Source organism: Lentzea sp. NPDC055074 (assembly GCF_053608005.1).
On the sequence record NZ_JBSGUQ010000023.1, the window covers coordinates 113,875 to 135,437 of the forward strand.

Here is a 21,563-nt window from a genome sequence, read left to right on the forward strand (position 1 = left end):
CGTAAACTGAGACCGTGCGCATCGCCCGAATTGCTCATCCCGCAGGCGTGGCCTTCGTCGCCGTTCAAGGCGACGAGGCCGCGGAAATCGCCGAACACCCCTTCGGCACGCCCACGTTCACCGGCCGGAAGTGGCCGCTGGCGGACGTGCGGCTCCTCGCGCCGATTCTGCCCACCAAGATCATCGGTGTCGGCCGGAACTACGCCGACCACGCGAAGGAGCTCGGCAACGAGGTCCCCGCGGAGCCGTTGCTGTTCTTCAAGCCCAACACGTCGGTGGTCGGCCCGAACGTGGAGATCAAGCTCCCGGCCGTGTCCGAGCGCGTCGACTTCGAGGGCGAACTCGCGGTCATCATCGGCCAGCCGTGCCGCGACGTGCCCAAGGCCAAGGCCGCGAGTGTGATCATGGGTTACACGATCGCCAACGACGTCACCGCCCGCGACCTGCAGAAGAAGGACGTGCAGTTCACGCGCGCCAAGGGCTTTGACACGTTTTGCCCGTTGGGCCCGTTCATCGAGACCGAGTTCGACCCCTCGGACGTCCGCGTCGTCACCGAGGTCGACGGGGAGGTCAAACAAGACGGACGTACTTCCTTGATGGTGCACGACATTCCGTCGCTCATCGAGTACGTGTCCGGAATCATGACGCTGCTGCCGGGCGACCTGATCCTGACCGGTACCCCGGCCGGTGTCGGGCCGATGACGGCCGGACAGACGGTCTCCGTGACTGTGGACGGCCTTGGCACGCTCACCAATCCGGTCGCAAATAGGTAGCCGTACGGAGCAATCCGGCGTCCGGCAGGTTACGCATCCGGGTACCCGCGAGTAACTTCCCGGTGTCATGACGGACCTGGCGTCCACCCGTGTGCTGCTGGTCGACGGTTCGCAGCTCATCACCGAAGGGCTGCGGCTTTCGCTGCACCGCACGCACTGCTTCCGCGTTGTGGGCATCGCCCACACCGTGGCCGAGGCTGCGCGCAGTCTGCGCGGCACGCTGGTGGACCTCGTCGTCACGGACTTCGACGTGCCGGGCGCCGGACCGCTGCGCACCGTGCGGGACACGGCGCAGTACAGACCGAACGCCCGAGTCGTCGTGCTGTCCAATGCGGACAGTCCGAGCTGGGCCCGCGCCGCCCTCGACGCCGGCGCGGTCGCCTACCTGCTGAAGACCTCGCCCGTGGCCGAGCTGCTCCCGCTGATCGCGGCCGCCGTGCGGGGCGCTCCCGCCACGATCGACGCGCGGGTGGGATCGCTGGCACGCCTACCGGCGCGAATGCCCCCACCCGCCTCGCTCGGCCGGCTGTCTGCGCGCGAGTTCGACGTGCTGGCCGAGATGGCGAAGGGCATGGACAACGCCCGCATCGCCCAGAGGCTCTTCATCAGCAACGACACCGTGAAGACCCACGTGAAGGCCATCCTGCGCAAGCTCGGCGCCCGCGACCGGGCCCACGCCGTGGCGATGGTGCTCGGGGAGAGCTCCGAGGCGTTCGTCACGACCTAGCGATGGTCTGCGGTGCCCTGCGCGCGAAGTCGGGCGCGTGCTCCGGACGTGGCCCGATGGCGACCACGTAGGCCGGAACCGCCTGGAGGAACGGCAGCTTCTGGGCGATCCTGAGCGGCAGCGGAACACCCGCGCTGGACACCGTCTCGGTGCTGTTGAGCTTGCGCCCGAGGAACAGCCGGTGGATCACCCGCTGGATCGTCTGGATCACCACGGTCGGGAAGAGCCTGCGCCCGCGCACCTTCGCGAGCGTTCTGCTCGTGACCCGGCCCTCCCGCAACGGCTTCGCCAGCAGGGTCGCCGCGGCCACCGCGTCCTGGACGGCCAGGTTGATGCCCACGCCGCCGACCGGTGACATCGCGTGCGCCGCGTCACCGATGCACAGCAGTCCGTCGACGTGCCACTGCCGCAACCTGTCCAGCTTCACGTCGAGCAGCTTCACCTCGTCGAGGTCCGTGATGTGGCCCACGCGGTCCGCGAGCCAAGGGATGAGCGTGACGACGCGTTCGCGGAACTTCTCGACACCCTCGGCGCGCACCGCCTGGTCCGTCCCCTTGCGGATCAGGAAGGCACACTGGAAGTACTCGCCGCGTGGAATCAGAACCAGCGCGCTGCCCGCGCTGAACCGGCCCGCGCCACCCTTGACCGCGTCGCTTTCGTTGCGCGGCAACCGGAACCACCACACGTCCATCGGCGCACCGAAGCTGTAGACCGGGAGATCCACGGCGGCGCGCAGGATCGAGCTCCGCCCGTCCGCCGCGACGACGAGGTCGGCGCCGAACTCGCCCTCGCGCCCGTCGACGCGATCCCGGTACTTCACGCCCGTGATCTTGTTGCCGCTCTTCGTGATGGCGGTGACCTCGGTGTTCATCCGCAGCGTGAACGTCGGTTCGAGCCTGCCCGCGTCGGCCAGCAGGTCCAGGAGGTCCCACTGCGGCACCATCGCGATCCGCTTGTTCGGACCGGGAAGCCGGGACAGGTCGGCGATCGTGGCCTTGGCGCCGCCGTCGAGCAGCGCCTCGATCTTGTCGACGTCCTGGTGCGGCACCTGCTCGAACGCGGGCCCCAGCCCCAGTTCGTCGAGCAGCGTGAGCGTCGACGCGTGCACCGTGTCGCCGCGGAAGTCGCGCAGGAAGTCGCTGTGCTTCTCGAGCACCGTGACCTCGACGCCACCGCGGGCCAGGAGTAGTCCCAGCACCATTCCGGCAGGTCCGCCGCCGACGACGAGACAGGTTGTCCTCTCCATGTCGATCCCCTCTTTTCAACCCGTGTTGAATAAACTCAGCATGCTCCTGATCGCGAAACGCGTCAAGCGGAGTTCCGAGTGGCGTGGCTCTCGTTTGGGTCGGTCCAATGTGGACGGTCTGGTCCACCAGGCCTCGAAAAGGTTGCGACTGGTGCGAAATGTCGTTGTGCGGTCTAGGGTGTCGCGCCCGCGGAACCGCCCGTTCGGGCAGAGATCCTTGCGTCGCTCGAAAACACTCGACCGGGCGATTGCATTCGGCGCTCGGAGGAGTGCCACTGGTTCGTTCGGGGCCTCAAGGTCCGCTTGATCGTGCAAGGACCTATAGGAATCACCTCGTTAGCCGAATCGGACGAGGGCCCCTCGCACCTAACCTTCCGGGGTGACAACTGCGTCCCCGACTTTCACGCGTAAGAGAACCGGCGAGATCCGCGCTGTGTGCCTGGACGTCGACGACACACTTGTCGACTACAGCACTTCTTCGCGAGCCGCGTTGGCATCGATGGTCGGTAACGCCGACGCCTGGTCGTTGTGGCAGAGGATCACCGACGACCACGTCTCCCGTCAGCTCGCCGGTGAGCTGCAGTACCAGGACATGCGCAACATCCGCACGCAGGCCTTCTTCGCCGCACTGGGCGAGGAGCTGTCGCTGGAGGAGGCGACCCGTCGCGAGATCGGCCGCCAGGAGGTCCTCTCCGCCGGCTGGTGCCTGTTCCCGGACGCGATCCCGATGCTCGACTGGCTCCGCGCCACAGGTCTCCCGATCGCCGCGATCAGCAACGCGTCGGGCCACCACCAGCGCGTGAAGATCGCCCAGCTCGGCCTCTCCGAGTACTTCGACGCCGTCCTGATCGCAGGCGAGGTCGGCTGCGCCAAGCCGGACCGCGTGATCTTCCACACCGCGTGCCTCGCCCTGGGTGTCTCGCCCGGCGACACCGTCCACGTGGGAGACCGCCTCCACGCCGACGCCATCGGCGCACGAGACGCCGGAATGCACGGCGTCTGGATCAACCGCATCGGCCCGACCGGCGGCACGCTGCCCGCGGGCCTGTCGTCCATCACGACGCTCGCGGAACTGCCGGAGCTCCTCGTCTGCGAGCTCTCCACCGCGCACGCCTGAGTTGTGCTCGAGACCGGCCCCCACCTGCGAGTATGCGTTCAGGTGGGGGCCGATTTCACTTCTGGCGGGGGCGTGGTCTAGTATTTCTCTCGGCAGCAACGAGGACCTCGGAACTCCCTGCGGGACAACGAAGTCGATCGTCGAAGCCAATGGGGTATGGTGTAATTGGCAGCACGACTGATTCTGGTTCAGTTAGTCTAGGTTCGAGTCCTGGTACCCCAGCTGCGAAGGAAGAACTGCCCTAGGGTAAGCTTCCGGAGCTGCTGAAAATAGCAAAGCAAGTGCACGTCTCAGCAGTAAAAAGAACTGAATAGCCGGATTTGGACCGGACAGAGCGATCTGATAAGGTTCACGCCAGCAAGAAGTTCTAGGGCCCCGTCGTCTAGCGGCCTAGGACGCCGCCCTCTCAAGGCGGTAGCGAGGGTTCGAATCCCTTCGGGGCTACAGAGGTGTCAGAGGCCTGTCTGCGGAGTGCGCAGACAGGCCTCTTTCGCTTTGTCCTCTGGGGGCCGAGCCCCCAGACCCCCAGCCGGCGGGCTCCGCCCCCGGACCCCCGGCTCGGGTGTTGCCCGGCGGGGTAGTGCTTTGCGCTTCGCTTCGCTCGCGGAATGTGTGGGACGGGACTTCGCTTCGCTCGTCGGATGAGTGTGGTGACGGTGATCACCCGAACACCCGAACTAGCTAATTCCGGGGCCTCGCATTCGCCTTCCCGATTCCCTCGCTCAATTCACCTCGTATCGCGGCGTCCCTGGGGGCTCGCTTCGCTTCGCCATCGCTGCGGTAGCTCGCTTCGCTTCGCGCGATCTTGCGGTAGCTCGCTTCGCTTCGCGATCCCTGGGTAGCTCGCTTCGCTTCGCGCCATCCCGTTGCGGGGAGGCTTCGCCTCCTCCGGCGCCCTTGCTGCCGCCATTTCCCGCGCACCATCCGGCCCCCCGCGCACCATCCTGTCCTGCGTGTCTCATCCGATCCCCGCTTTCCGTCCTGCCTGCCCCATCCCGCCTCGCCCCCTGCCCTCGCTCTGCTTCACCACGTCCTGCCTCCCCGCCCTGACTCGCCCCGTCCTCCCCCGCTTTGCCCAACCCGCCCCTCCCGCCACCTTGCCTCGTCACGCTCGCCCCGACTGCCTCGCCCCGACTGCCTCGCCCCGACTGCCTCGCCCCGACTGCCTCGCCCCGACCACGCTGCCTTCCGCTGGGGCCTGCCTGTCCCGGTCCCGCGCGGGGCATGCCGCTGGCTTGGTGTCCGGCCGTTCTGTCGCAGTCCGCGTTGTGTCGTCGTCGTGTGTTCTCTTCGTCTCATCTTCTGTTCTTTGCGGGGTCAGGCTTGGCGCGTTGGGCCGGATGGCGTGGTGCCTGTTGAGACGGGCGTGCCGCGTGTCGGAGTGGAGTAGCGGCGTGTCGGGGGGGTGAGACGCCGACGGCCGCCACTCCCGTGTGGGAGGGCGGCCGTTGAGGCGTTGGTGCTTTAGAGGCGGCTTTGCAGCGCTTCGGCTGCTGCCAGTAGGTCTGCTGCCCAGCGGGCTCCTGGGCGGCGGCCCATGCGGTCGATGGGGCCCGAGACCGAGACCGCTGCCACTACGGCGCCGGAGGAGTCTCGTACCGGGGCTGAGACCGAGGCCACGCCTGGTTCTCGTTCTGCCACGCTTTGGGCCCAGCCTCGGCGGCGGACTTCGAGGAGAGTGCGTTCGCCGTAGACGGCGTCCGCCAGGACCGCCCTTTGGGTGCCGGGGTCGGACCAGGCGGCCAGGACCTTCGCTCCTGAGCCCGCTGTCATGGGGAGCCTCGCGCCGATCGGGACTGTGTCCCTCAGGCCCGAGGGGGGTTCTGCCGAGGAGACGCAGACTCGTTGCATTCCGTCTCGGCGGTAGAGCTGCACGCTCTCGCCCGTGATGTCGCGCAGGCGTGGCAGGACAGAGGAAGCGGCGTCCAGCAACGGGTCCGTTGCGCCGCCTGCCAGTTCTGCCAGAGCCGCGCCCGGGCGCCAGCGGCCGTCGGAGCCTCGGCGCAGCAACCGGTGCACCTCTAGGCCTACGGCCAGGCGGTGTGCGGTTGCTCGGGGGAGGCCGGTGCGGTTGCACAACTCGGCCAAGCCACAAGGATCTTTTGCTACGGCGTTCAACACGGCCACTGCCTTGTCCAGCACGCCGATCCCGCTATGCTGTCCCACAAGCCGATACTAACTTCCCAGACAGTGAGAAGTCCAGATCTGTCGGCACGTCCATACTGTGGGAGATGTCGCGATGAGCCGCACGCTCGCGGAGAAGGTGTGGGAGGCACACGTTGTGCGCCACGGAAGTGGTGCGGAGCCGGACCTGCTCTACATCGACCTCCACCTGCTGCACGAAGTCACCAGCCCCCAGGCGTTCGACGGGCTCCGCCTTGCGAACCGCAAGCTGCGCAGGGCCGATCTCACGATCGCCACCGAGGATCACAACGTTCCGACCGTCGACATCGACAAGCCCATCGCGGATCTCGTGTCGCGCACGCAGGTGGAGACGCTCCGGCGCAACTGCGCGGAGTTCGGCGTGCGGCTGCACCCGATGGGCGACTTCGAGCAGGGCATCGTCCACGTGGTCGGCCCGCAGCTCGGCCTCACGCAGCCGGGCATGACGGTGGTGTGCGGCGACAGTCACACGAGCACTCACGGTGCGTTCGGTGCGCTGGCGTTCGGCATCGGCACGTCCGAGGTGGAGCACGTGATGGCGACGCAGACGTTGCCGTTGCGTCCGTTCAAGACGATGGCCATCAACGTCACCGGCGCGCTCGGCGAGGGCGTCACGGCGAAGGACATCATCCTCGCCGTCATCGCGAAGATCGGAACCGGTGGCGGGCAGGGTTATGTGCTCGAGTACCGCGGCGACGCCATCGAGGCGCTGTCGATGGAAGCGCGCATGACGGTCTGCAACATGTCGATCGAGGCGGGTGCCCGCGCCGGCATGATCGCACCGGACGACACGACTTTCGACTACATCTCCGGGCGGCCGCACGCACCGTCCGGCGCGGACTGGGACGCGGCCGTCGAGTACTGGAAGACGCTGCGCACCGACGACGACGCGACGTTCGACGCCGAGGTGCACATCGACGCGGCGGAGCTCACCCCGTTCGTCACGTGGGGAACCAACCCCGGTCAGGGACTGCCTCTGGGCGCGAACATCCCCGACCCCGAGAAGATCGCGGACGAGAACGAGCGCGTGGCCGCCGAGAAGGCGCTGACGTACATGGGCCTCGAGCCCGGCACGCCGCTGCGCGACATCCGCGTGGACACGGTGTTCCTCGGCTCCTGCACCAACGGGCGCATCGAGGACCTGCGCGCCGCGGCGGACGTCATCAAGGGGAAGCACGTCGCTTCAGGAGTACGGATGCTGGTCGTCCCCGGTTCGATGCGGGTGCGCAAGCAGGCCGAGGACGAGGGCCTCGACAAGGTCTTCCTCGACGCGGGCGCCGAGTGGCGGCAGGCCGGCTGCTCGATGTGCCTTGGCATGAACCCGGATCAGCTCGCCCCCGGCGAGCGCAGCGCGTCGACCTCCAACCGCAACTTCGAGGGCAGGCAGGGCAAGGGTGGCCGGACGCACCTCGTGTCCCCGCTCGTCGCCGCCGCCACGGCCGTGCGCGGCACCCTCTCCGCCCCCGCAGACCTGGAGGTCTGAGCATGGACGCCTTCACCACCCACACCGGCGTCGGTGTGCCGCTGCGCAGGTCCAACGTGGACACCGACCAGATCATCCCGGCCGTCTACCTCAAGCGCGTGACCCGGACCGGGTTCGAGGACGGGCTCTTCGCCGCCTGGCGCTCCGACGAGCACTTCATCCTCAACCAGGAGCCCTTCAAGGCGGGCAGCGTCCTCGTTGCGGGTCCTGACTTCGGCACCGGGTCCTCTCGGGAGCACGCCGTCTGGGCGTTGATGGACTACGGCTTCCGCGTCGTCATCTCGTCCCGGTTCGCGGACATCTTCCGGGGCAACTCGGGCAAGCAGGGACTCGTGGCGGCGCAGTGCAGCCAGTCCGATGTCGAGCTGCTGTGGAAGTTGCTGGAGTCCGAACCCGGCACGCCGGTCACCGTCGACCTCACCGACAAGACCGTTCGCGCCAAGGACTTGGTAGCCCCGTTCGAGATCGACGACTACACCCGCTGGCGCCTTCTCGAGGGCCTCGACGACATCGCTTTGACGCTGCGCCACGAGCCCGAGATCAGCGCATTCGAGGGCAATCGCCAGACTTGGTTGCCCACAACGGATCCGCTTCCGGCGGTCTGAGAGGGGGCCGGATTCTCCCCTTGAGAGGGGCGAATCCGGCGCCTCCTGTCCCTCGAAGGGGCGCAATTAGCCACGCCACAACGAAAAATCTGGCGTGGCGATTGGTATTTCTCGCGTTTTGGGCCTACCGTTGCGTTCTAGTCGGCCCGTCTCTTAGGGCCGTGAGCGTCCTGGGAGGGACTGACGGTGAATAAGGCCCAGCTCATCGAGGCGCTCGCCGAGCGCCTTGGAGACAAGAAGACCGCCGGTGCTGCTGTTGACGGCCTCGTGGACGTGATCGTCCGCAGCGTCAACAAGGGCGAGAAGGTCAACATCACGGGCTTCGGCGTCTTCGAGAAGCGCGCCCGTGCGGCTCGCACCGCGCGCAACCCGCGCACGGGCGAGACCGTGAAGGTCAAGAAGACCAACGTGCCCGCGTTCCGCCCCGGCTCGACGTTCAAGGACGTCATCAGCGGTGCGAAGAAGCTGCCGAAGGCCGTTGCTGCCAAGGCCGCCGCGAAGCCCGCCGCCGCTGCCGCCGCGAAGCCTGCGGCTGCCAAGGCTCCGGCGACCAAGGCCGCGACGACCCGCGCGACGACCACGACGCGCACCCGCACGGCCGCGGCCGCCACCAAGGCGCCCGCGACCCGTCGCACCACCACGGCCGCGGCGAAGCCCGCTGCTGCTGCCAAGGCGCCCGCGAAGGCGACCGCCACGAAGGCCGCCGCCACCAAGACGGCCGCTGCCAAGGCTCCTGCCAAGCGCGCCACGGCCGCTGCCAAGCCGGCTGCTGCCAAGACGACCGCCGCTGCCAAGCCCGCCGCGAAGACCGCGGCTGCGAAGCCGGCTGCTCGCAAGACGGCTGCCAAGAAGAAGTGAGACGGGCCTCCTCAGGGAGGCTGCGTCACTTCAGGAACCACGCGGAAGGCCCCGGTGTGCGCACACCGGGGCCTTCCGCGTGTCCGGGGAAAGGTCGGCGGCGAGACGGGGGACGAGGTCGTTGGCCTGCAGGAAAGGCGCGCCGGAGGGCCGCTGAGGTGCTTGGCGCGCCTGGGAGGCGGCGGGCGTGACGAGGGACTTCACTGGGGCGCCGGGAATGCGTGACGAGGTGGCGCGGGAGTTCGCCGGGCCGCCTGAGAAAGCATGATGCGGCCCGATTGGTGAGTGGGTCGGGGGCCGGCGGAATCGTTGTCCCCGAGCCTTGCTCGGTTTCCGGAACCGGCCGGGACGACCACCGGACAGGCCTCCCGAACCGGCTTGCCGAACCCCTCTGCCCGCCAATAGAAATAACGCCGGCACGCCTGCGTTCGCCCCCGGGACAAGCGAAACCGCCGCCTTCCGGCCCGACTTGGTTGCCACAGGCGAACTTTCGTCGGAGCGGGAGGACGGCGGCTGAAAAGGTCTTCGGCGAGCCCTACGGGCGGGGCAGCGGCGAGGCCAGGTAGTGCGCCGACACCAGCGTTGGCCAGCGCGAAGGCGAGTCCGAAGTGGACCACGTGCCGAACGGCCTGGTGAAGGCCAGCACCCACGTGCTGCCCTTCTTGCAGGGGATCTCGTCCAGGCGCAGGCCGCCCATCTCGGCCAGCGACTGCACCACCGACGGGATCACCCCGCCCTGCGACGAGATGACGGCACGGCCTTCGAGGGCGGCCACTTCCAGCAGCCGCACCAGACCGGCGTCCGGGTCGGGCCAGTAGCCCTCCTCCGACAACCGCGGCTCCTCGGCCATCTCCACGGCCAGGTCCTCGGCCACGGCCCGCACGGTGTCCACACAACGCACCCTGGGCGCCGTGTGCACGCGCACCGGTGCCCACAAGGGCAACAACCGGCGCAGCGCCGCGGACTGGCGCCAGCCCGCGTCCGAGAGCGGGCGGAGGTCGTCGTCGCCCTTCCACTCCGACCGCTTGCCGGCCTTGGCGTGCCGCACCAGCAACACGAGCAGCAGGTCAGCGGGCAGGCGAGCGAACTCGGCCAGCACCTCGCGGTCCGGTTCGTAGGTCAGCAGGTCCGACGCCTCGGCGATCGGCAGCCACCGCAGCAGATCGACCTCCTCGTTCGGGACGAACTCCCCGGAAACGGCCTGTGCGGCGTAGTAGTCGACCGTCTTCGGCACGCTCTTCACCGAATAGGACACCTGCCGGAGATGGCGGCCGAGGACGCAGGAGAAACCCGTCTCCTCCTCTATCTCCCGCACCGCGCAGGCGGGAATGGTCTCCCCGTCGTCGAGTTTGCCTTTCGGCAGGGACCAGTCGTCATAACGCTGGCGGTGCACGACCGCGACTTCGACGTCACCGTCGGCATCGCGCCAGAGCACCGCCCCAGCAGCTTTGATCACCCAAGAGCTCCGTGCTTGTGCAGCAGTTCCAGTTGGTGGTCGCGCACCGAACTACCGTCGGAGGGCGATGCGTCCCATTCTCCGTCAGAACGCAACACCCAGCAGCGCGTGTGGGAGTCGAGCGCGGAGTCGAACATGCCGCCCAGCTGCTTGGTCAGGCGCGGGTCGGCCACGCGCAGCGCGACCTCGACGCGACGGTCCAGGTTGCGGTGCATCATGTCCGCGCTGCCGATCCAGTACTCCTCGCAGGCGACGAAGTGGAAGACGCGCGAGTGCTCCAGGAAGCGGCCGAGGATCGAGCGCACCCGGATGTTCTCCGACAGTCCCTTGATCCCCGGCTTGAGGCCGCAGATGCCGCGCACGACCACGTCCACGGGCACGCCGGCCTGCGACGCCCGGTACAGCGCGTCGATGACCTGCTCGTCCACGAGCGAGTTCACCTTGATGCGCACACCGGACGGTTTGCCCGCCTGCGCGTGCTCGATCTCGGAGTTGATCCGGTCCACGATGCCCTTGCGGACGCCGTAGGGGGCGACGAGGAGCGAGCGGTACTCGTCCTGGCGCGCATAACCGGTCAGGACGTTGAAGAGGTCCGTGAGGTCCGCGCCGATCGTCGGCTCGGCCGTCAGGATGCCGACGTCCTCGTACAACCGCGCGGTCTTCGGGTTGTAGTTGCCGGTGCCGATGTGGCAGTAGCGGCGGATCGTCGAGCCTTCCTGGCGCACCACCAGCGACGTCTTGCAGTGCGTCTTCAGGCCCACCAGGCCGTAGACGACGTGCACGCCCGCCTTCTCCAGCGCCCGCGCCCACTTGATGTTCGCCTGCTCGTCGAAGCGCGCCTTGAGCTCCACCAGCGCCACGACCTGCTTGCCCGCCTCGGCCGCGTCGATCAGCGCGTCCACGATGGGCGAGTCGCCGGAGGTGCGGTACAGCGTCTGCTTGATGGCGAGCACGTGCGGGTCGGCCGCGGCCTGCTCGATGAAGCGCTGCACCGACGTCGAGAACGAGTGGTACGGGTGGTGCACGAGCACGTCGCCCTCGCGCAGCGTCGCGAACACGCTCTTCGGCGTCTCGCGCTCACCGAACGCCGGGTGCGTCGCCGGCACGAACGCCGGGTCCTTCAACGTCTTGCGGTCGATGCCGTAGAGCTGCCAGAGGCACGACAGGTCGAGCAGGCCGGGCACCGTCACGACGTCGTGCGGGTCGACGTCCATCTCGCGCAACAACAGCTCGAGCATGTGCTCGGTCATGTCGTCGGCGACCTCCAGGCGCACCGGCGGACCGAACCGGCGCCGCGCGAGCTCGCGTTCGAGCGCCTGCAACAGGTCCTCGTCGCGGTCCTCCTCGACCTCGAGGTCCGCGTTGCGCGTCACGCGGAACGCGTGGCACTCGATGACCTCCATGCCGGTGAACAGCTCGCCCAGGTGCGCGGCGATGAGTTCCTCCAGCGGCAGGAAGGTCGCGGAAGAGGAAGACCGGTCCGCTTCCACGCGAACGAGACGCGGCACGTTGTCCGGCACCTTCACACGCGCGAACCGCTCGCCGCCGCCCTCGGGATCGCGCACGGTCACCGCGAGGTTCAGCGACAGCCCCGAGATGTACGGGAACGGGTGCGCCGGGTCGACCGCGAGCGGCGTGAGGACCGGGAACACCTGCTCGCTGAAGTAGTTGGAGAGCCTCAACCGGTCGTAGTCCGTGAGGTCGCCCCACGTCACGATGCTGATCCGGTGCTCTTCCAGGCCGGGCCGGATGTGGTCGAGGAACGCGCGGGCGTGTTGCTCCACGAGTTCCTGCGAGCGCTTGAAGATCGCCACGAGCTGCTCGCGCGGCGTGAGCCCGTCCGCGCTGCGCACCGAGAGGCCGGTCTCCGCGCGCCGCTTCAGGCCCGCGACCCGGACCATGTAGAACTCGTCCAGGTTCGAGGCGAAGATCGCGGAGAACTTGGCGCGCTCCAGCAACGGCTGCGAGGAGTCCTCCGCCAGCGCGAGCACGCGGGCGTTGAAGTCCAACCAGGACAGTTCACGGTTGAAGTACCGGTCGTCCGGGAGGTCCGTGGGCAGAACGCTCGGCGTCACCGCGGGCGGCGCCGCCGGCATTCCCCGCGTGGGCGCGGCGGCCGGCTGCTGCTCGGGCTCGGCCTTCGCCCGCGCGGTGGAGGCACGTCTGGTCGCCGCACGCGGCTCCCGCTTCGGCGTCGCCTTGCGCGGGGTGGCCGCTGCCTTGCTGCGCGTGGAACGGCGTCGGGAGGGAGTCGCCTTACCGTCGTTGTCGTCCTTGCTCACGTCACGCATTGTGTCTCACTATCGCCGTGAGCGCCCCTAACCAGAACGTCCGTCTGGTGAACTCCTCGTCACAGAACAGGCATGCGAAGAGCTGTAACGGCCCCGTCGGGACTACGTTCGAGGGTCACCCGCTGACCCGGACGCAGCATCCGCCAGCCACCCGCCGTGACGGCTTCGGCGCTCACGTCGACGAGAACGCCGTCATCTCGAAGGACGGTGGCCGAGCCGTCGCTGTTAAACGTAGACACAGTCGCCTGCACGGAGCAGAACCCTAGACGTTCGGACCTACACGTCTCGTTCGGCGCGCTGCCAGGGTCGATGCATGAAGGTTATTGCCACGATCACCGCGGCGACCCTGTTGGCCTTCACCACGGCAGGACTGGCTTCGGCTGAGGCGGCCGAACCCCGTGCTCCGAAGGTGGACAAACCACGACTGCAGGCGGCGGCCAAGAACGTTCGCCTGAAAGCCTCACTTCCCGGCACCGAACGGGCCATCTCCATCGCATTCGCCCAGTACGGCAAGCGCGACGTGGCGTTCGTGAGCATGGAGACCGGCCTCAAGACGTTCGACGTCACCGACCTCGACAAGCCCAAGCTCCTCGACCACCTCACCAAGGAGGAGATGGCGCTGCCGGGCGACGACCCGACGAAGCGCTTCTGGGAGAACGAGGACATCAACGTCGACCCCAAGCGCAAGCTCGCGTTCCTCGCGCGGGAGGTCAACTCGTTCGGACGCGCGCTGCCCGGCGACCGCCCGACCGGCAACTACATCGTGTCCGCTGTGGACCCCGCCGATCTCAAGATCCTCAGTTTTCACAGGCAGAACACCGGTCACACCAGCACCTGCGTCAACGACTGCCAGTTCCTCTGGACGGCCGGGCTGGACAGGTCCGACGCCAAGACCGGGCGGATCTTCGTCACGGACATCCGCGATCCGAAGACGCCCAAGGAACTGCCGTACGACGTCGACGTCCGCGGCAAGGCGGGCGAGGGGAAGATCACGCACGACGTCCAGGTCGACGCCCAGGGCATCGCGTGGGTGGCGGGCGACGACGGCACCCGCGGCTATTACACGCAGGGCTGGCACCGCGACCCGTTGACCGGCGAGTACCGCGAGGCGAAGGCGTGGGACCCCGTCCCGTACGCGGGCGGCACCGTGCCGAAGGCGGACATGCCGACCTCGTTCACGCACAACTCGTTCCGCCCGATCGGCCGCACGCTCCTCGACGGGCCGCTGCCCACGCGGGAGAACCCGCCGGGCTCACTGCTCCTGCACACCGAGGAGGCGTTCGGCTCGCCCACGTGCAAGACCGAGGGGCGTTTCGTCATCTCCTCGTTGAAGGGCACGCACAACGGTGAGGGCTGGGGCGAGACGCCCGAGGAGATGAAGACCGTCGGCATCTGGAGCCCCGACGACCAGGAGGGCACGATCCCCGGCGACGTCACGTGCTCCGCGCACTACTTCGACGTGCAGAAGAGGATCGTGGCCTACTCCTGGTACAACCAGGGCACCCGGTTCCTCGACATCTCCAACCCCGCCAAGCCGATCCAGATCGGGTACTGGCGGCCGGACACGGCGACCTCGTGGGCGCCGTACTGGCACCGCGACACCGTGTTCGTGGCGGACATCTCGCGCGGCGTCGAGATCCTGCAGTTGGAGAAGGGCGCTTACGAGGCGCAGGCGAGCGGCACTCCCGTGACGCTGACCGCGCACCACGCCAGGGAACTGGTCAGGGAGAGCGACCGGGAACCCGTGCCGCTCGCCCCGAACCCGTTCTACGGCTGGGCCTGCCCGATGGTCGCGAACCGCGACGACTCGGACTGCGGCGCGGGAGCCTGCGGCGCACCCTGCTGAGCGACGCCGGCCCGGACGGCGGCCTTCGCGCGCTGGCGGGTGATCACGCGTCGGCCGAGGTTGATCATCGGGATCTCCACGGTCACGTAGAGAACACTCGCCAGCGCCAGTCCCAGCCCTGTGACCACGAAGGACTGGCCGAGACCGGACAAAGCGGGCCAGAAGAACGCGATGATCGTGGCGGCGATCGTCTGCACCAGGTAGAGGGAGTACGAGCGCTCGCCGACGAACTGCATCGGCTTGACCGACAGGAACGTCGTGGCGGGTCCCGGCGCGATCATCGCGGTCAGCAGCACCGCCGTCGCGAGCGCGTACACGGGAATGACCAGCACGTGACCGGGGATTCCGTTGAGCCCGTCGAGGAACCCGGCGATCGGCTTCACGCTCAGGTGCATCGCGACGAACCCGATCACGACGGCGATCTGCGCCACCCGGTTCGTGAGCGGGCGCAGCAGGGCGAACCCACGTGGGCTGTGCAACGCGATCGCGAGCAGCACGCCCGTGAGGATCGAGAAGTAGTGCAGCGGCCAGCCGGGGTTGCTGTGCGCGGAGGTGAAGTTCACGACCACGAGCGCGAGCAGCATGCCGAGGGCGGCGGCACCGGCGCGGCGGCGCAGCACGACGGTGCCCAGCGCGATCGCGACCAGCGGCCAGACCAGGTAGAACTTCTGCTCGATGCCGAGGGACCAGGACTGTCCGTACGGGCTGGCGGCGGCGAACTCGTTGGTGAACGAGAGGAAGTACGGCAGCGCGGGGCCGATGCCGTTGCTCAGGAACGTGCCCGCGAACGCGGACGCCACGACCGTCACGAGCAGGATCACGAAGTAGACGGGGAGAATCCTGAACGCCCGCCGCAGGTAGAACTCACCGAGTGAGATCCGTCCGGTCCGGTGCTCCTCGCGCAGCATCAGCGTGGTGATCAGGAATCCGCTCAGGACGAAGAACATCTGGACACCGGCCCAGCCCTGGAGCCAGTCGGGGCCGCCGTAGTGGAAGAAGACGACGAGAACCGCGGCAATGGCGCGCAGGCCGTCGAGAGCGGGAAAGCGGCGCAACGCCAGGTAGTCGGCGTGCGTCAGGGAACTCATGCAGTAACACCTCAGGGCAACGCGTCGGGGAACGACGCCGGGGGAAGCGTCGTTGGCACAGGGGGATACGGATGTAAAGGTGCCGGGGTTCCCTGTCGCGTTGCCCAAACCAACATTTTCGTGGCGTTCGTCACGGCGTCAGCAGCGGGCGAGCGAGGAGAGCTCCGCCAACGGCGCGGTGGCCGCGACCCGCCAGCCCTGCTGCGTCAACGCTCCGCCGTGCACCTCGAGCCAGTAGCCGCCCTCGGTGGTGTGCATGGTCGCGCCGCTGCGGATGTCCGTGACGTAGGACGACTCCGACTGCCACGACACGAAATCGCCGCTGACCCGCGGGAACACGATGCCCTCGGTCAGCGGCACGGACTCGATGCCCGCCAGCTCCCGCGTCTCGGGCCAGCCCTCGCGCCAGCCGAGCAGCTTCTCGCCCTGCGTCCACACGACCGTGCGGCCGTCGGACGCCACGCTGTCACCGGGTTTCGCCTTCTGCAGCTGCTCGGGCAACGCGCCCTCGGCGCGGAACCTGCCGTCCTGCAGCCAGATGACGGCGTCGCCGAGGAAGACGGGTTCCTTGCCGGGGCCGACGACCCGGTCCTTCTTCCTGGTCAGGTCGAACACGTGCACGCCCGCGCTGTCGGACCAGGCCGCCTTGCCGTTGTGCACCACCGCGCCGCTGTCGCCGATCCGCACGGGCGCGCCGTCGTTGCGCGAGTCCCAGGCGTAGGTCGTGGTGGTCTGGTCGGCGGGGTTCGGTGTCGTGGAGAACGTCACCCAGCGGCCGTCGAACTCGACGCCGAAGAGCTGGCCGTCGTCCTGCACCACCATGACCTGCTGGCGCTTCCCGTGGTCGTGCAGCACGAGCTCGGTCGTCCGGTTGCGCGTGGTCTTCACGAGCGTGGTGCCGGCGTCCTCGTTCGCCGCGACGACGGTGACCTTCTCGTGCGGACCCACCTCCGTCCGGTCGCGGGACAGCAGGTCCTTCCAGCTCTGGGGCAGATCCACCCGGCACGTGCTGAGCTTGCTCTCCGCCGTGTAGTCGGACGGCCGGTCGATCGGATAGGCGGCGACACAGCCCGCGATGGCCGTGACACCCGCCAGCGCGATGAGCGCTCGCATCAGTCTCCCAAGTCGTGATCACCCCAGTGACCCGGAAGACGTGTGGCGACTGCTCAGGTTGTCCAGGCGGGCAAGGCGTTCGCGGTGCGCGTGCCGAGGCCGAGCATCAGCGCGAGCCGCAGGTCTTCTTCCGTGTCCACGTCGCAGCGCAACGACGGCCACGGTCCCAGCAGTGCGGTCGCTCCGGAAACGCGGTGGTGCCCGGCCGATCCCAGGCCGAACCGCGGGTCGAGCTCACCGCCGGGCGCGGCGAGGAGCAACGTCGTGCCGGTGCCCTGACGGTCCGGGACGAACGCGCGGCGCCCTCGTGCGGCTTCGAGCGCGGCCTGCAGTTCGTCGGACTTGAGCGCGGGCAGGTCGGCCTGGAGCGCGCCGACGCGGTTCGAACGAAGTGCTCGAGCGCCGTGCCTGAGCGCCGCGTTGAGGCCGGGCTCGGCGGGCTCGGGCAGCGACTCGACGCCCAGTGCGGCCATTTCGGACGCGACGGCCGGATCGGATGTGATGGTGACCACGCGCCGCACGCCGGGCGTCGCCACGGCCGCGCTCACCGTGTCGAGGGCGAGCGCGAGCGCCAGCGCCGCGTGCGACACCGGATCCCCGCCGGTCGCGCTGGTCAGCCTGGTCTTGGCCCGGTCCAGGGTCTTCACCGGAACCAGGAGGTCAACTTCATCCCGCACCTCGCCATAGTCCACGATTCGGCGACTACTGTGCTCTCGGGCGCAGATCTAGCAGGTGAGGAGAGGCCTCGTGGCCAAAAGGGAGAAGGGCGGCTTTTGGGTCGGGGTCGCCGCGGCGATCGTCTACCCGATGTCGTTCGTGCTGGGCAGGCACCGGACGGTGCACGGTGAGCGCATCCCGCGCGAAGGTGCCGCACTGCTTGTCATGAACCACATCTCGCACCTCGACCCGTGCTACGACGCCATGTTCGTGCACAAGCACTACCGGGTGCCGCGCTTCCTCGGGAAGCACAGCCTGTGGAACGTGCCGATCATGGGCGCGATCCTGAAGGGCGCGAAGCAGATCCCGGTGTACCGGGGCACCACGGACGCCCAGCAGAGCCTGCGCGCGGCGCACGAGGCGCTGGAGGAGGGCAAGCTCGTGGTGATCTACCCGGAGGGGACGATCACCAAGGACCCCGACGGCTGGCCCGCGAACTCCCGCACGGGCGTGGCCCGCCTGGCGCTGCAGCACGACGGCCCGGTCATCCCGGTCGCCCGCTGGGGCACGCTCGACCTCTACAACCACTACCAGAAGAAGTTCCGCCCGTTCCCGCGCAAGACGATCACGCACTTCGTCGGCGAGCCGATCGACCTCTCCGCCTACCGCGGCAGGGAGGAGACGCTGCCGTTGCTGCGCGAGGTGACGGACCTGCTGATGGGAGCGGTCAAGGACCACCTGGCCGAGGTGCGCCAGGAGCCGGCACCCGAGGGCTTCTACGGACCGAGGAAGGCCTGACCATGGCGATCGAACGTGTTGCGGTGCTCGGCTCCGGGTCGTGGGGCACGGCCTTCGCGAAGGTCATCGCGGACTCCGGCCCCGAGGTCGTGCTGTGGGCACGGCGTCAGGAGGTCGCCTCGGAGATCACCGAGACCCGCGTGAACTCCGGTTACCTGCCCGGCATCTCCCTGCCGGCCAACCTCTCGTCCACCTCCGACCCGGCCAAGGCGCTGGACGGGGCCGACGCGGTGGTGCTGGCCGTGCCGTCGCAGACGTTGCGGGTGAACCTCTCGGCGTGGAAGGAGCTCCTCCCTCCGGACGCGACGCTGGTGTCGCTGTCCAAGGGCGTCGAGCTCGGCACGCTGAAGCGCATGAGCGAGGTGATCCGCGAGGTCGCCGGCGTCGACGAGTCGCAGGTGGCCGTGGTGTCCGGGCCGAACCTGGCCAAGGAGATCGCGGTCGAGCAGCCGACGGCGACGGTCATCGCGTGCACGGACCACGACCGCGCGGTCGACCTGCAGCACGCGTGCTCGAACTCGTACTTCCGCCCGTACACCAACACCGACGTGGTCGGCGCCGAGCTGGGCGGGGCGTGCAAGAACGTCATCGCGCTCGCGTGCGGCATGGCGGCGGGCATGGGCTACGGCGACAACACGATGGCGTCGATCATCACCCGCGGCCTCGCCGAGACCGCGCGGCTGGGCGCGGCGCTGGGTGCCGACCCGCTGACGTTCGCGGGCCTCGCCGGGCTGGGCGACCTGGTGGCGACGTGCGCGTCGCCGTTGTCGCGCAACCGGTCCTTCGGCGAACGGCTCGGGCGCGGTGAGACCCTCGCGCAGGCGCAGGAGGCCGCGCACGGGCAGGTCGCCGAGGGCGTGAAGTCCTGCTCGTCGATCCGCGAGCTCGCGGCGGCGCACGGCGTCGACATGCCGATCACCGAGGGCATCCACCAGGTCTGCCACGACGGGCTGAGCGTGCGCGAGCTCGGTGCCGCGCTGCTGGGCCGCGACCGGAAGCACGAGCGCCAGTGACCCCCGAGCTCGGTGACGGCACGCGGGTCGTGCACTCCAGCCAGGGAGTGCCGGGCGAACCGTTCGGCGCGCAGCCGGTGTTCGCGTCGGCGTACCACCTGGGCGGCCAGGACTACTACGGCCGCGCGAGCAACCCGACGTGGCGTTCCCTGGAGAACGCCCTGGGGTCGCTGGAAGGCGGCGAGTGCGTCGTCTTCCCGTCCGGGATGGCGGCCATCTCGACGTTGCTGCGGACGGTTCTGTCCACTGGGGACACTCTGGTCGTCCCGTCGGACGGATACTTCCTGACCCGCAGGTTCGTGTCCGGAATGGACGTGAACGTGGTCGAGGTGCCCACGGCCGGGCCGTACCCGTCCTTCGAGGGCGTGAAGCTCGTCCTGCTGGAGACGCCGTCCAACCCCGGTCTGGACGTCTGCGACATCGCGGAGCTGGCCGGGCAGGCGCACGCCGCGGGCGCGTTGCTGGCCGTGGACAACACGACGGCCACACCACTCGGGCAACGGCCGCTGGAGCTGGGGGCGGACGTCGTGGTCGCCTCGGACACCAAGGCGGTCGCGGGGCACAGCGACGTCCTCTTCGGACACGTCACGCTGGCGGACGCCGGACTGGCGGCCGAGGTGCGGGACGCGCGGACGTTGAACGGCGCGATCCCCGGTCCGTTCGAGACGTGGCTCGCGTTGCGCGGCCTGGGAACCCTGGACCTGCGACTCGCGCGGCAGGCCGAGAACGCGGCGGCGATCTACGCGTTGCTGAAGGGCCGCGTGGCCGGGCTGCGCTGGCCGGGCGCGTCGGACGACCCGGCGTACCTGGTGGCGGCGCAGCAGATGCGGCGGTTCAACGGCGTGCTGACGTTCGAGCTCGAGTCGGCCGAAGCGGTGAACGAGTTCCTGGCGCGCTCGAAGCTGGTGTCGGCGGCGACGTCGTTCGGCGGCCTGCACTCGACGGCGGACCGGCGGGCGCAGTTCGGCGACCCGGTGCCGGAGGGCCTGGTGCGTTTCTCGGCCGGCTGTGAGGACACTCGGGACCTGGTCGCGGACGTGTCCCACGCCTTGGGACTGGATTGACGGAGGGTCCCGGTTCCGGGACCCTCTGCTCCATGTCCTTCAACGCATGTTGCTGTTGTACCTGGCGATAGTCCCGCGTCCTCTTTTCGCGCATTCGCCTGGTAAGGACTTTTCTCCCGATGTTCGCCGTTCCCGAGAACAGCCTCGTTCTGCCTGAGAACTCCGCCCTGCTGCACCCCGTCCGGGTGGCTCTGTCGTGGTCGGCCGACCGCGACCGCTGGAAGCACCTGCTCCGGTACGACATGGAGGAGCGCTTCTCGGCGTTGGTCGACAAGACCGACGACCAGGAGATCTGGCTGATGAGCTGGCTGCCCGGCCAGACCGCGTCGCTGCACGACCACGACCACACCTCCGGCGCGTTCACCGTGGTCAGCGGCCAGCTGACCGAGGTCGTCACCACGAAGATCCAGGTCGTGCACTCGCTGCACGCCGGTCAGTCGCGTGTGTGGGGGCCCGGCTACGTGCACCAGGTGCGCAACGACGGTGTGGATCCGGCCGTGTCGATCCACGTCTACCGCCACGGCACACGCGCCATGACCCCGTACCGCTACGACCCGGTCAACGGCCCCGTTCGCTGACGTGCGGCGGGATCGCCCGGTCCGTCTCGTGCGGCACGGGCGCGCCCCACGACTGGACGAGCGGCATGTGCCCGGCCCACACGAGGTTCGCTTCGAGGTCCGACGGCTCCTCGCCCGGCCCGCCCTCCCGCACCTTCACACTCGCCTCGGTCAGGTCGATCTCCAGTGCGACCGTCTGCGCGAGCTCCTTCTTGGACGGACTGCGCGCGTAGTCCCAGCTGCCCGGCGTGACGTGCTCGACGATGACCTTCAGCGCGTGCTCGGGGTCCTCGGCGACCTTCGCGGTGCCGTGGATGATCGCGGACCGGTAGTTCATGGAGTGGTGGAACACCGACCGCGAGTAGACGACGCCGTCGACGAGCGTGACGGCGACGCAGACCGGCTTGCCCTCGATCATGCTCCTGATGGACCGTGAGCCCGTCGAGCCGTGCAGGAAGATGCGGTTGCCGTCCCGTCCGTACGCGGTGGGAATGAGGAACGGGGCCCCGTCGACCTCCACGGCCAGATGGCAGACCATGCCCGCGTCGAGGACGTCGTAGAGCACCTGGCGGTCTCCGACGGCTCGCTTCTTGCCGCGGACGACGGTGCTGCGCGGGGTGGGGGAGAGCTGCAGGTCAGAGGTCATGGTTTTACTGTGCGCCGGAAAGTGGCATCATTGAAGCGCCAGTTTCCATCGATTCGAGAAGG

The 21,563-nt window shown here is 68.7% G+C and carries 19 protein-coding genes and 2 tRNA genes; 13 read left to right on the forward strand and 8 right to left on the reverse strand.

The window, feature by feature from the left end; all coding sequences use genetic code 11:
* The first annotated feature begins 14 nt into the window (after positions 1 to 14).
* Positions 15 to 773: a fumarylacetoacetate hydrolase family protein gene (locus ACWF7A_RS37735; protein ID WP_452255293.1), complete on the forward strand. Its 759-nt coding sequence runs from the start codon at positions 15 to 17 to the stop codon at positions 771 to 773.
* A 67-nt stretch (positions 774 to 840) separates the two neighbouring features.
* The gene (locus ACWF7A_RS37740) at positions 841 to 1,500 is read left to right on the forward strand and encodes a LuxR C-terminal-related transcriptional regulator (RefSeq protein ID WP_452255294.1); all 660 of its coding nucleotides are present in this window, start codon (positions 841 to 843) and stop codon (positions 1,498 to 1,500) included.
* On the opposite strand, the gene ACWF7A_RS37745 is transcribed toward ACWF7A_RS37740, so the two are convergent.
* Positions 1,490 to 2,746, reverse strand: a complete 1,257-nt coding sequence (locus ACWF7A_RS37745) for an FAD-dependent oxidoreductase (protein WP_452255295.1) — start codon at positions 2,744 to 2,746, stop codon at positions 1,490 to 1,492. The two genes, ACWF7A_RS37740 and ACWF7A_RS37745, sit on opposite strands and share 11 nt — an antisense overlap.
* Before the next feature lie 379 nt (positions 2,747 to 3,125).
* Between ACWF7A_RS37745 and ACWF7A_RS37750 the strand changes: the two genes are divergently transcribed.
* From ACWF7A_RS37750 to ACWF7A_RS37760, 3 genes are all read left to right on the forward strand, one after another.
* The gene (locus tag ACWF7A_RS37750) at positions 3,126 to 3,863 is read left to right on the forward strand and encodes an HAD family hydrolase (RefSeq protein WP_452255296.1); all 738 of its coding nucleotides are present in this window, start codon (positions 3,126 to 3,128) and stop codon (positions 3,861 to 3,863) included.
* 150 nt (positions 3,864 to 4,013) lie between these two features.
* Positions 4,014 to 4,085 (forward strand) — tRNA-Gln (locus tag ACWF7A_RS37755).
* Between the two features lie 149 nt (positions 4,086 to 4,234).
* Positions 4,235 to 4,307 (forward strand) — tRNA-Glu (locus tag ACWF7A_RS37760).
* A 1,020-nt stretch (positions 4,308 to 5,327) separates the two neighbouring features.
* On the opposite strand, the gene ACWF7A_RS37765 is transcribed toward ACWF7A_RS37760, so the two are convergent.
* Complete coding sequence (locus tag ACWF7A_RS37765; RefSeq protein WP_053736944.1) at positions 5,328 to 6,029, reverse strand: IclR family transcriptional regulator; 702 nt, start codon at positions 6,027 to 6,029, stop codon at positions 5,328 to 5,330.
* A gap of 73 nt (positions 6,030 to 6,102) precedes the next feature.
* On the opposite strand from ACWF7A_RS37765, the gene leuC reads away from it, so the two are divergent.
* The 3 genes from leuC (at position 6,103) to ACWF7A_RS37780 (ending at position 8,972) form a co-directional block, all read left to right on the forward strand.
* Positions 6,103 to 7,509, forward strand: a complete 1,407-nt coding sequence (gene leuC / locus ACWF7A_RS37770; protein ID WP_452255297.1) for a 3-isopropylmalate dehydratase large subunit — start codon at positions 6,103 to 6,105, stop codon at positions 7,507 to 7,509.
* Between the two features lie 2 nt (positions 7,510 to 7,511).
* Positions 7,512 to 8,114 carry a 3-isopropylmalate dehydratase small subunit gene (gene leuD, locus ACWF7A_RS37775; RefSeq protein WP_452255298.1) on the forward strand — a complete coding sequence of 201 codons (603 nt, stop codon included), beginning with the start codon at positions 7,512 to 7,514 and terminating at the stop codon, positions 8,112 to 8,114.
* 186 nt (positions 8,115 to 8,300) lie between these two features.
* Positions 8,301 to 8,972, forward strand: coding sequence for an HU family DNA-binding protein (locus tag ACWF7A_RS37780; RefSeq protein WP_319982510.1), 672 nt, complete (start codon positions 8,301 to 8,303; stop codon positions 8,970 to 8,972).
* A gap of 535 nt (positions 8,973 to 9,507) precedes the next feature.
* Here ACWF7A_RS37780 and ACWF7A_RS37785 read toward each other — a convergent pair.
* Entirely contained in the window at positions 9,508 to 10,425 is a 918-nt protein-coding gene (locus ACWF7A_RS37785; RefSeq protein ID WP_452255319.1) for an NUDIX hydrolase, read from the reverse strand.
* Positions 10,425 to 12,719 (reverse strand): RNA degradosome polyphosphate kinase, encoded by a 2,295-nt coding sequence (locus ACWF7A_RS37790; RefSeq protein ID WP_452255299.1) that lies wholly within the window; start codon positions 12,717 to 12,719, stop codon positions 10,425 to 10,427. The genes ACWF7A_RS37785 and ACWF7A_RS37790 overlap by 1 nt, the downstream gene beginning before the upstream one ends.
* Before the next feature lie 313 nt (positions 12,720 to 13,032).
* On the opposite strand from ACWF7A_RS37790, the gene ACWF7A_RS37795 reads away from it, so the two are divergent.
* On the forward strand, positions 13,033 to 14,565 hold the full coding sequence (locus ACWF7A_RS37795; RefSeq protein WP_452255300.1) for a hypothetical protein: 1,533 nt from the start codon (positions 13,033 to 13,035) through the stop codon (positions 14,563 to 14,565).
* On the opposite strand, the gene ACWF7A_RS37800 is transcribed toward ACWF7A_RS37795, so the two are convergent.
* The 3 genes from ACWF7A_RS37800 to cofC all read right to left on the reverse strand — a co-directional run bounded on the left by ACWF7A_RS37800 (position 14,487) and on the right by cofC (position 17,443).
* Positions 14,487 to 15,653 (reverse strand): acyltransferase family protein, encoded by a 1,167-nt coding sequence (locus ACWF7A_RS37800; protein ID WP_452255301.1) that lies wholly within the window; start codon positions 15,651 to 15,653, stop codon positions 14,487 to 14,489. The genes ACWF7A_RS37795 and ACWF7A_RS37800 overlap by 79 nt on opposite strands.
* Positions 15,654 to 15,791: 138 nt before the next feature.
* Entirely contained in the window at positions 15,792 to 16,766 is a 975-nt protein-coding gene (locus tag ACWF7A_RS37805; protein WP_452255302.1) for a hypothetical protein, read from the reverse strand.
* Positions 16,767 to 16,819: 53 nt separating this feature from the next.
* Positions 16,820 to 17,443 (reverse strand): 2-phospho-L-lactate guanylyltransferase, encoded by a 624-nt coding sequence (gene cofC / locus ACWF7A_RS37810; protein WP_452255303.1) that lies wholly within the window; start codon positions 17,441 to 17,443, stop codon positions 16,820 to 16,822.
* A 70-nt stretch (positions 17,444 to 17,513) separates the two neighbouring features.
* Between cofC and ACWF7A_RS37815 the strand changes: the two genes are divergently transcribed.
* The 4 genes from ACWF7A_RS37815 to ACWF7A_RS37830 all read left to right on the forward strand — a co-directional run bounded on the left by ACWF7A_RS37815 (position 17,514) and on the right by ACWF7A_RS37830 (position 20,876).
* Complete coding sequence (locus tag ACWF7A_RS37815) at positions 17,514 to 18,221, forward strand: lysophospholipid acyltransferase family protein (RefSeq protein ID WP_452255304.1); 708 nt, start codon at positions 17,514 to 17,516, stop codon at positions 18,219 to 18,221.
* A 2-nt stretch (positions 18,222 to 18,223) separates the two neighbouring features.
* Positions 18,224 to 19,234 carry an NAD(P)H-dependent glycerol-3-phosphate dehydrogenase gene (locus ACWF7A_RS37820; RefSeq protein ID WP_452255305.1) on the forward strand — a complete coding sequence of 337 codons (1,011 nt, stop codon included), beginning with the start codon at positions 18,224 to 18,226 and terminating at the stop codon, positions 19,232 to 19,234.
* Entirely contained in the window at positions 19,231 to 20,298 is a 1,068-nt protein-coding gene (locus tag ACWF7A_RS37825) for a cystathionine gamma-lyase (protein ID WP_452255306.1), read from the forward strand. Before ACWF7A_RS37820 ends, ACWF7A_RS37825 begins: the two co-directional genes overlap by 4 nt.
* A gap of 119 nt (positions 20,299 to 20,417) precedes the next feature.
* Positions 20,418 to 20,876, forward strand: coding sequence for a cysteine dioxygenase (locus tag ACWF7A_RS37830; RefSeq protein WP_452255307.1), 459 nt, complete (start codon positions 20,418 to 20,420; stop codon positions 20,874 to 20,876).
* On the opposite strand, the gene ACWF7A_RS37835 is transcribed toward ACWF7A_RS37830, so the two are convergent.
* Positions 20,857 to 21,501, reverse strand: a complete 645-nt coding sequence (locus ACWF7A_RS37835) for a pyridoxamine 5'-phosphate oxidase family protein (protein ID WP_452255308.1) — start codon at positions 21,499 to 21,501, stop codon at positions 20,857 to 20,859. The two genes, ACWF7A_RS37830 and ACWF7A_RS37835, sit on opposite strands and share 20 nt — an antisense overlap.
* Between the last annotated feature and the right edge of the window lie 62 nt (positions 21,502 to 21,563).

Bases quoted from the DNA above. Each gene is read 5' to 3' on its own strand.
- ACWF7A_RS37740 (WP_452255294.1), top strand. From the start codon at position 841: ATGACGGACCTGGCGTCCACCCGTGTGCTGCTGGTCGACGGTTCGCAG.
- ACWF7A_RS37795 (WP_452255300.1), top strand. From the start codon at position 13,033: ATGAAGGTTATTGCCACGATCACCGCGGCGACCCTGTTGGCCTTCACC.
- ACWF7A_RS37805 (WP_452255302.1), bottom strand. From the start codon at position 16,766: ATGCGAGCGCTCATCGCGCTGGCGGGTGTCACGGCCATCGCGGGCTGT.
- ACWF7A_RS37800 (WP_452255301.1), bottom strand. From the start codon at position 15,653: ATGAGTTCCCTGACGCACGCCGACTACCTGGCGTTGCGCCGCTTTCCC.
- ACWF7A_RS37820 (WP_452255305.1), top strand. From the start codon at position 18,224: ATGGCGATCGAACGTGTTGCGGTGCTCGGCTCCGGGTCGTGGGGCACG.
- ACWF7A_RS37745 (WP_452255295.1), bottom strand. From the start codon at position 2,746: ATGGAGAGGACAACCTGTCTCGTCGTCGGCGGCGGACCTGCCGGAATG.
- leuD (WP_452255298.1), top strand. From the start codon at position 7,512: ATGGACGCCTTCACCACCCACACCGGCGTCGGTGTGCCGCTGCGCAGG.
- ACWF7A_RS37790 (WP_452255299.1), bottom strand. From the start codon at position 12,719: ATGCGTGACGTGAGCAAGGACGACAACGACGGTAAGGCGACTCCCTCC.
- leuC (WP_452255297.1), top strand. From the start codon at position 6,103: ATGAGCCGCACGCTCGCGGAGAAGGTGTGGGAGGCACACGTTGTGCGC.
- ACWF7A_RS37830 (WP_452255307.1), top strand. From the start codon at position 20,418: ATGTTCGCCGTTCCCGAGAACAGCCTCGTTCTGCCTGAGAACTCCGCC.
- ACWF7A_RS37835 (WP_452255308.1), bottom strand. From the start codon at position 21,501: ATGACCTCTGACCTGCAGCTCTCCCCCACCCCGCGCAGCACCGTCGTC.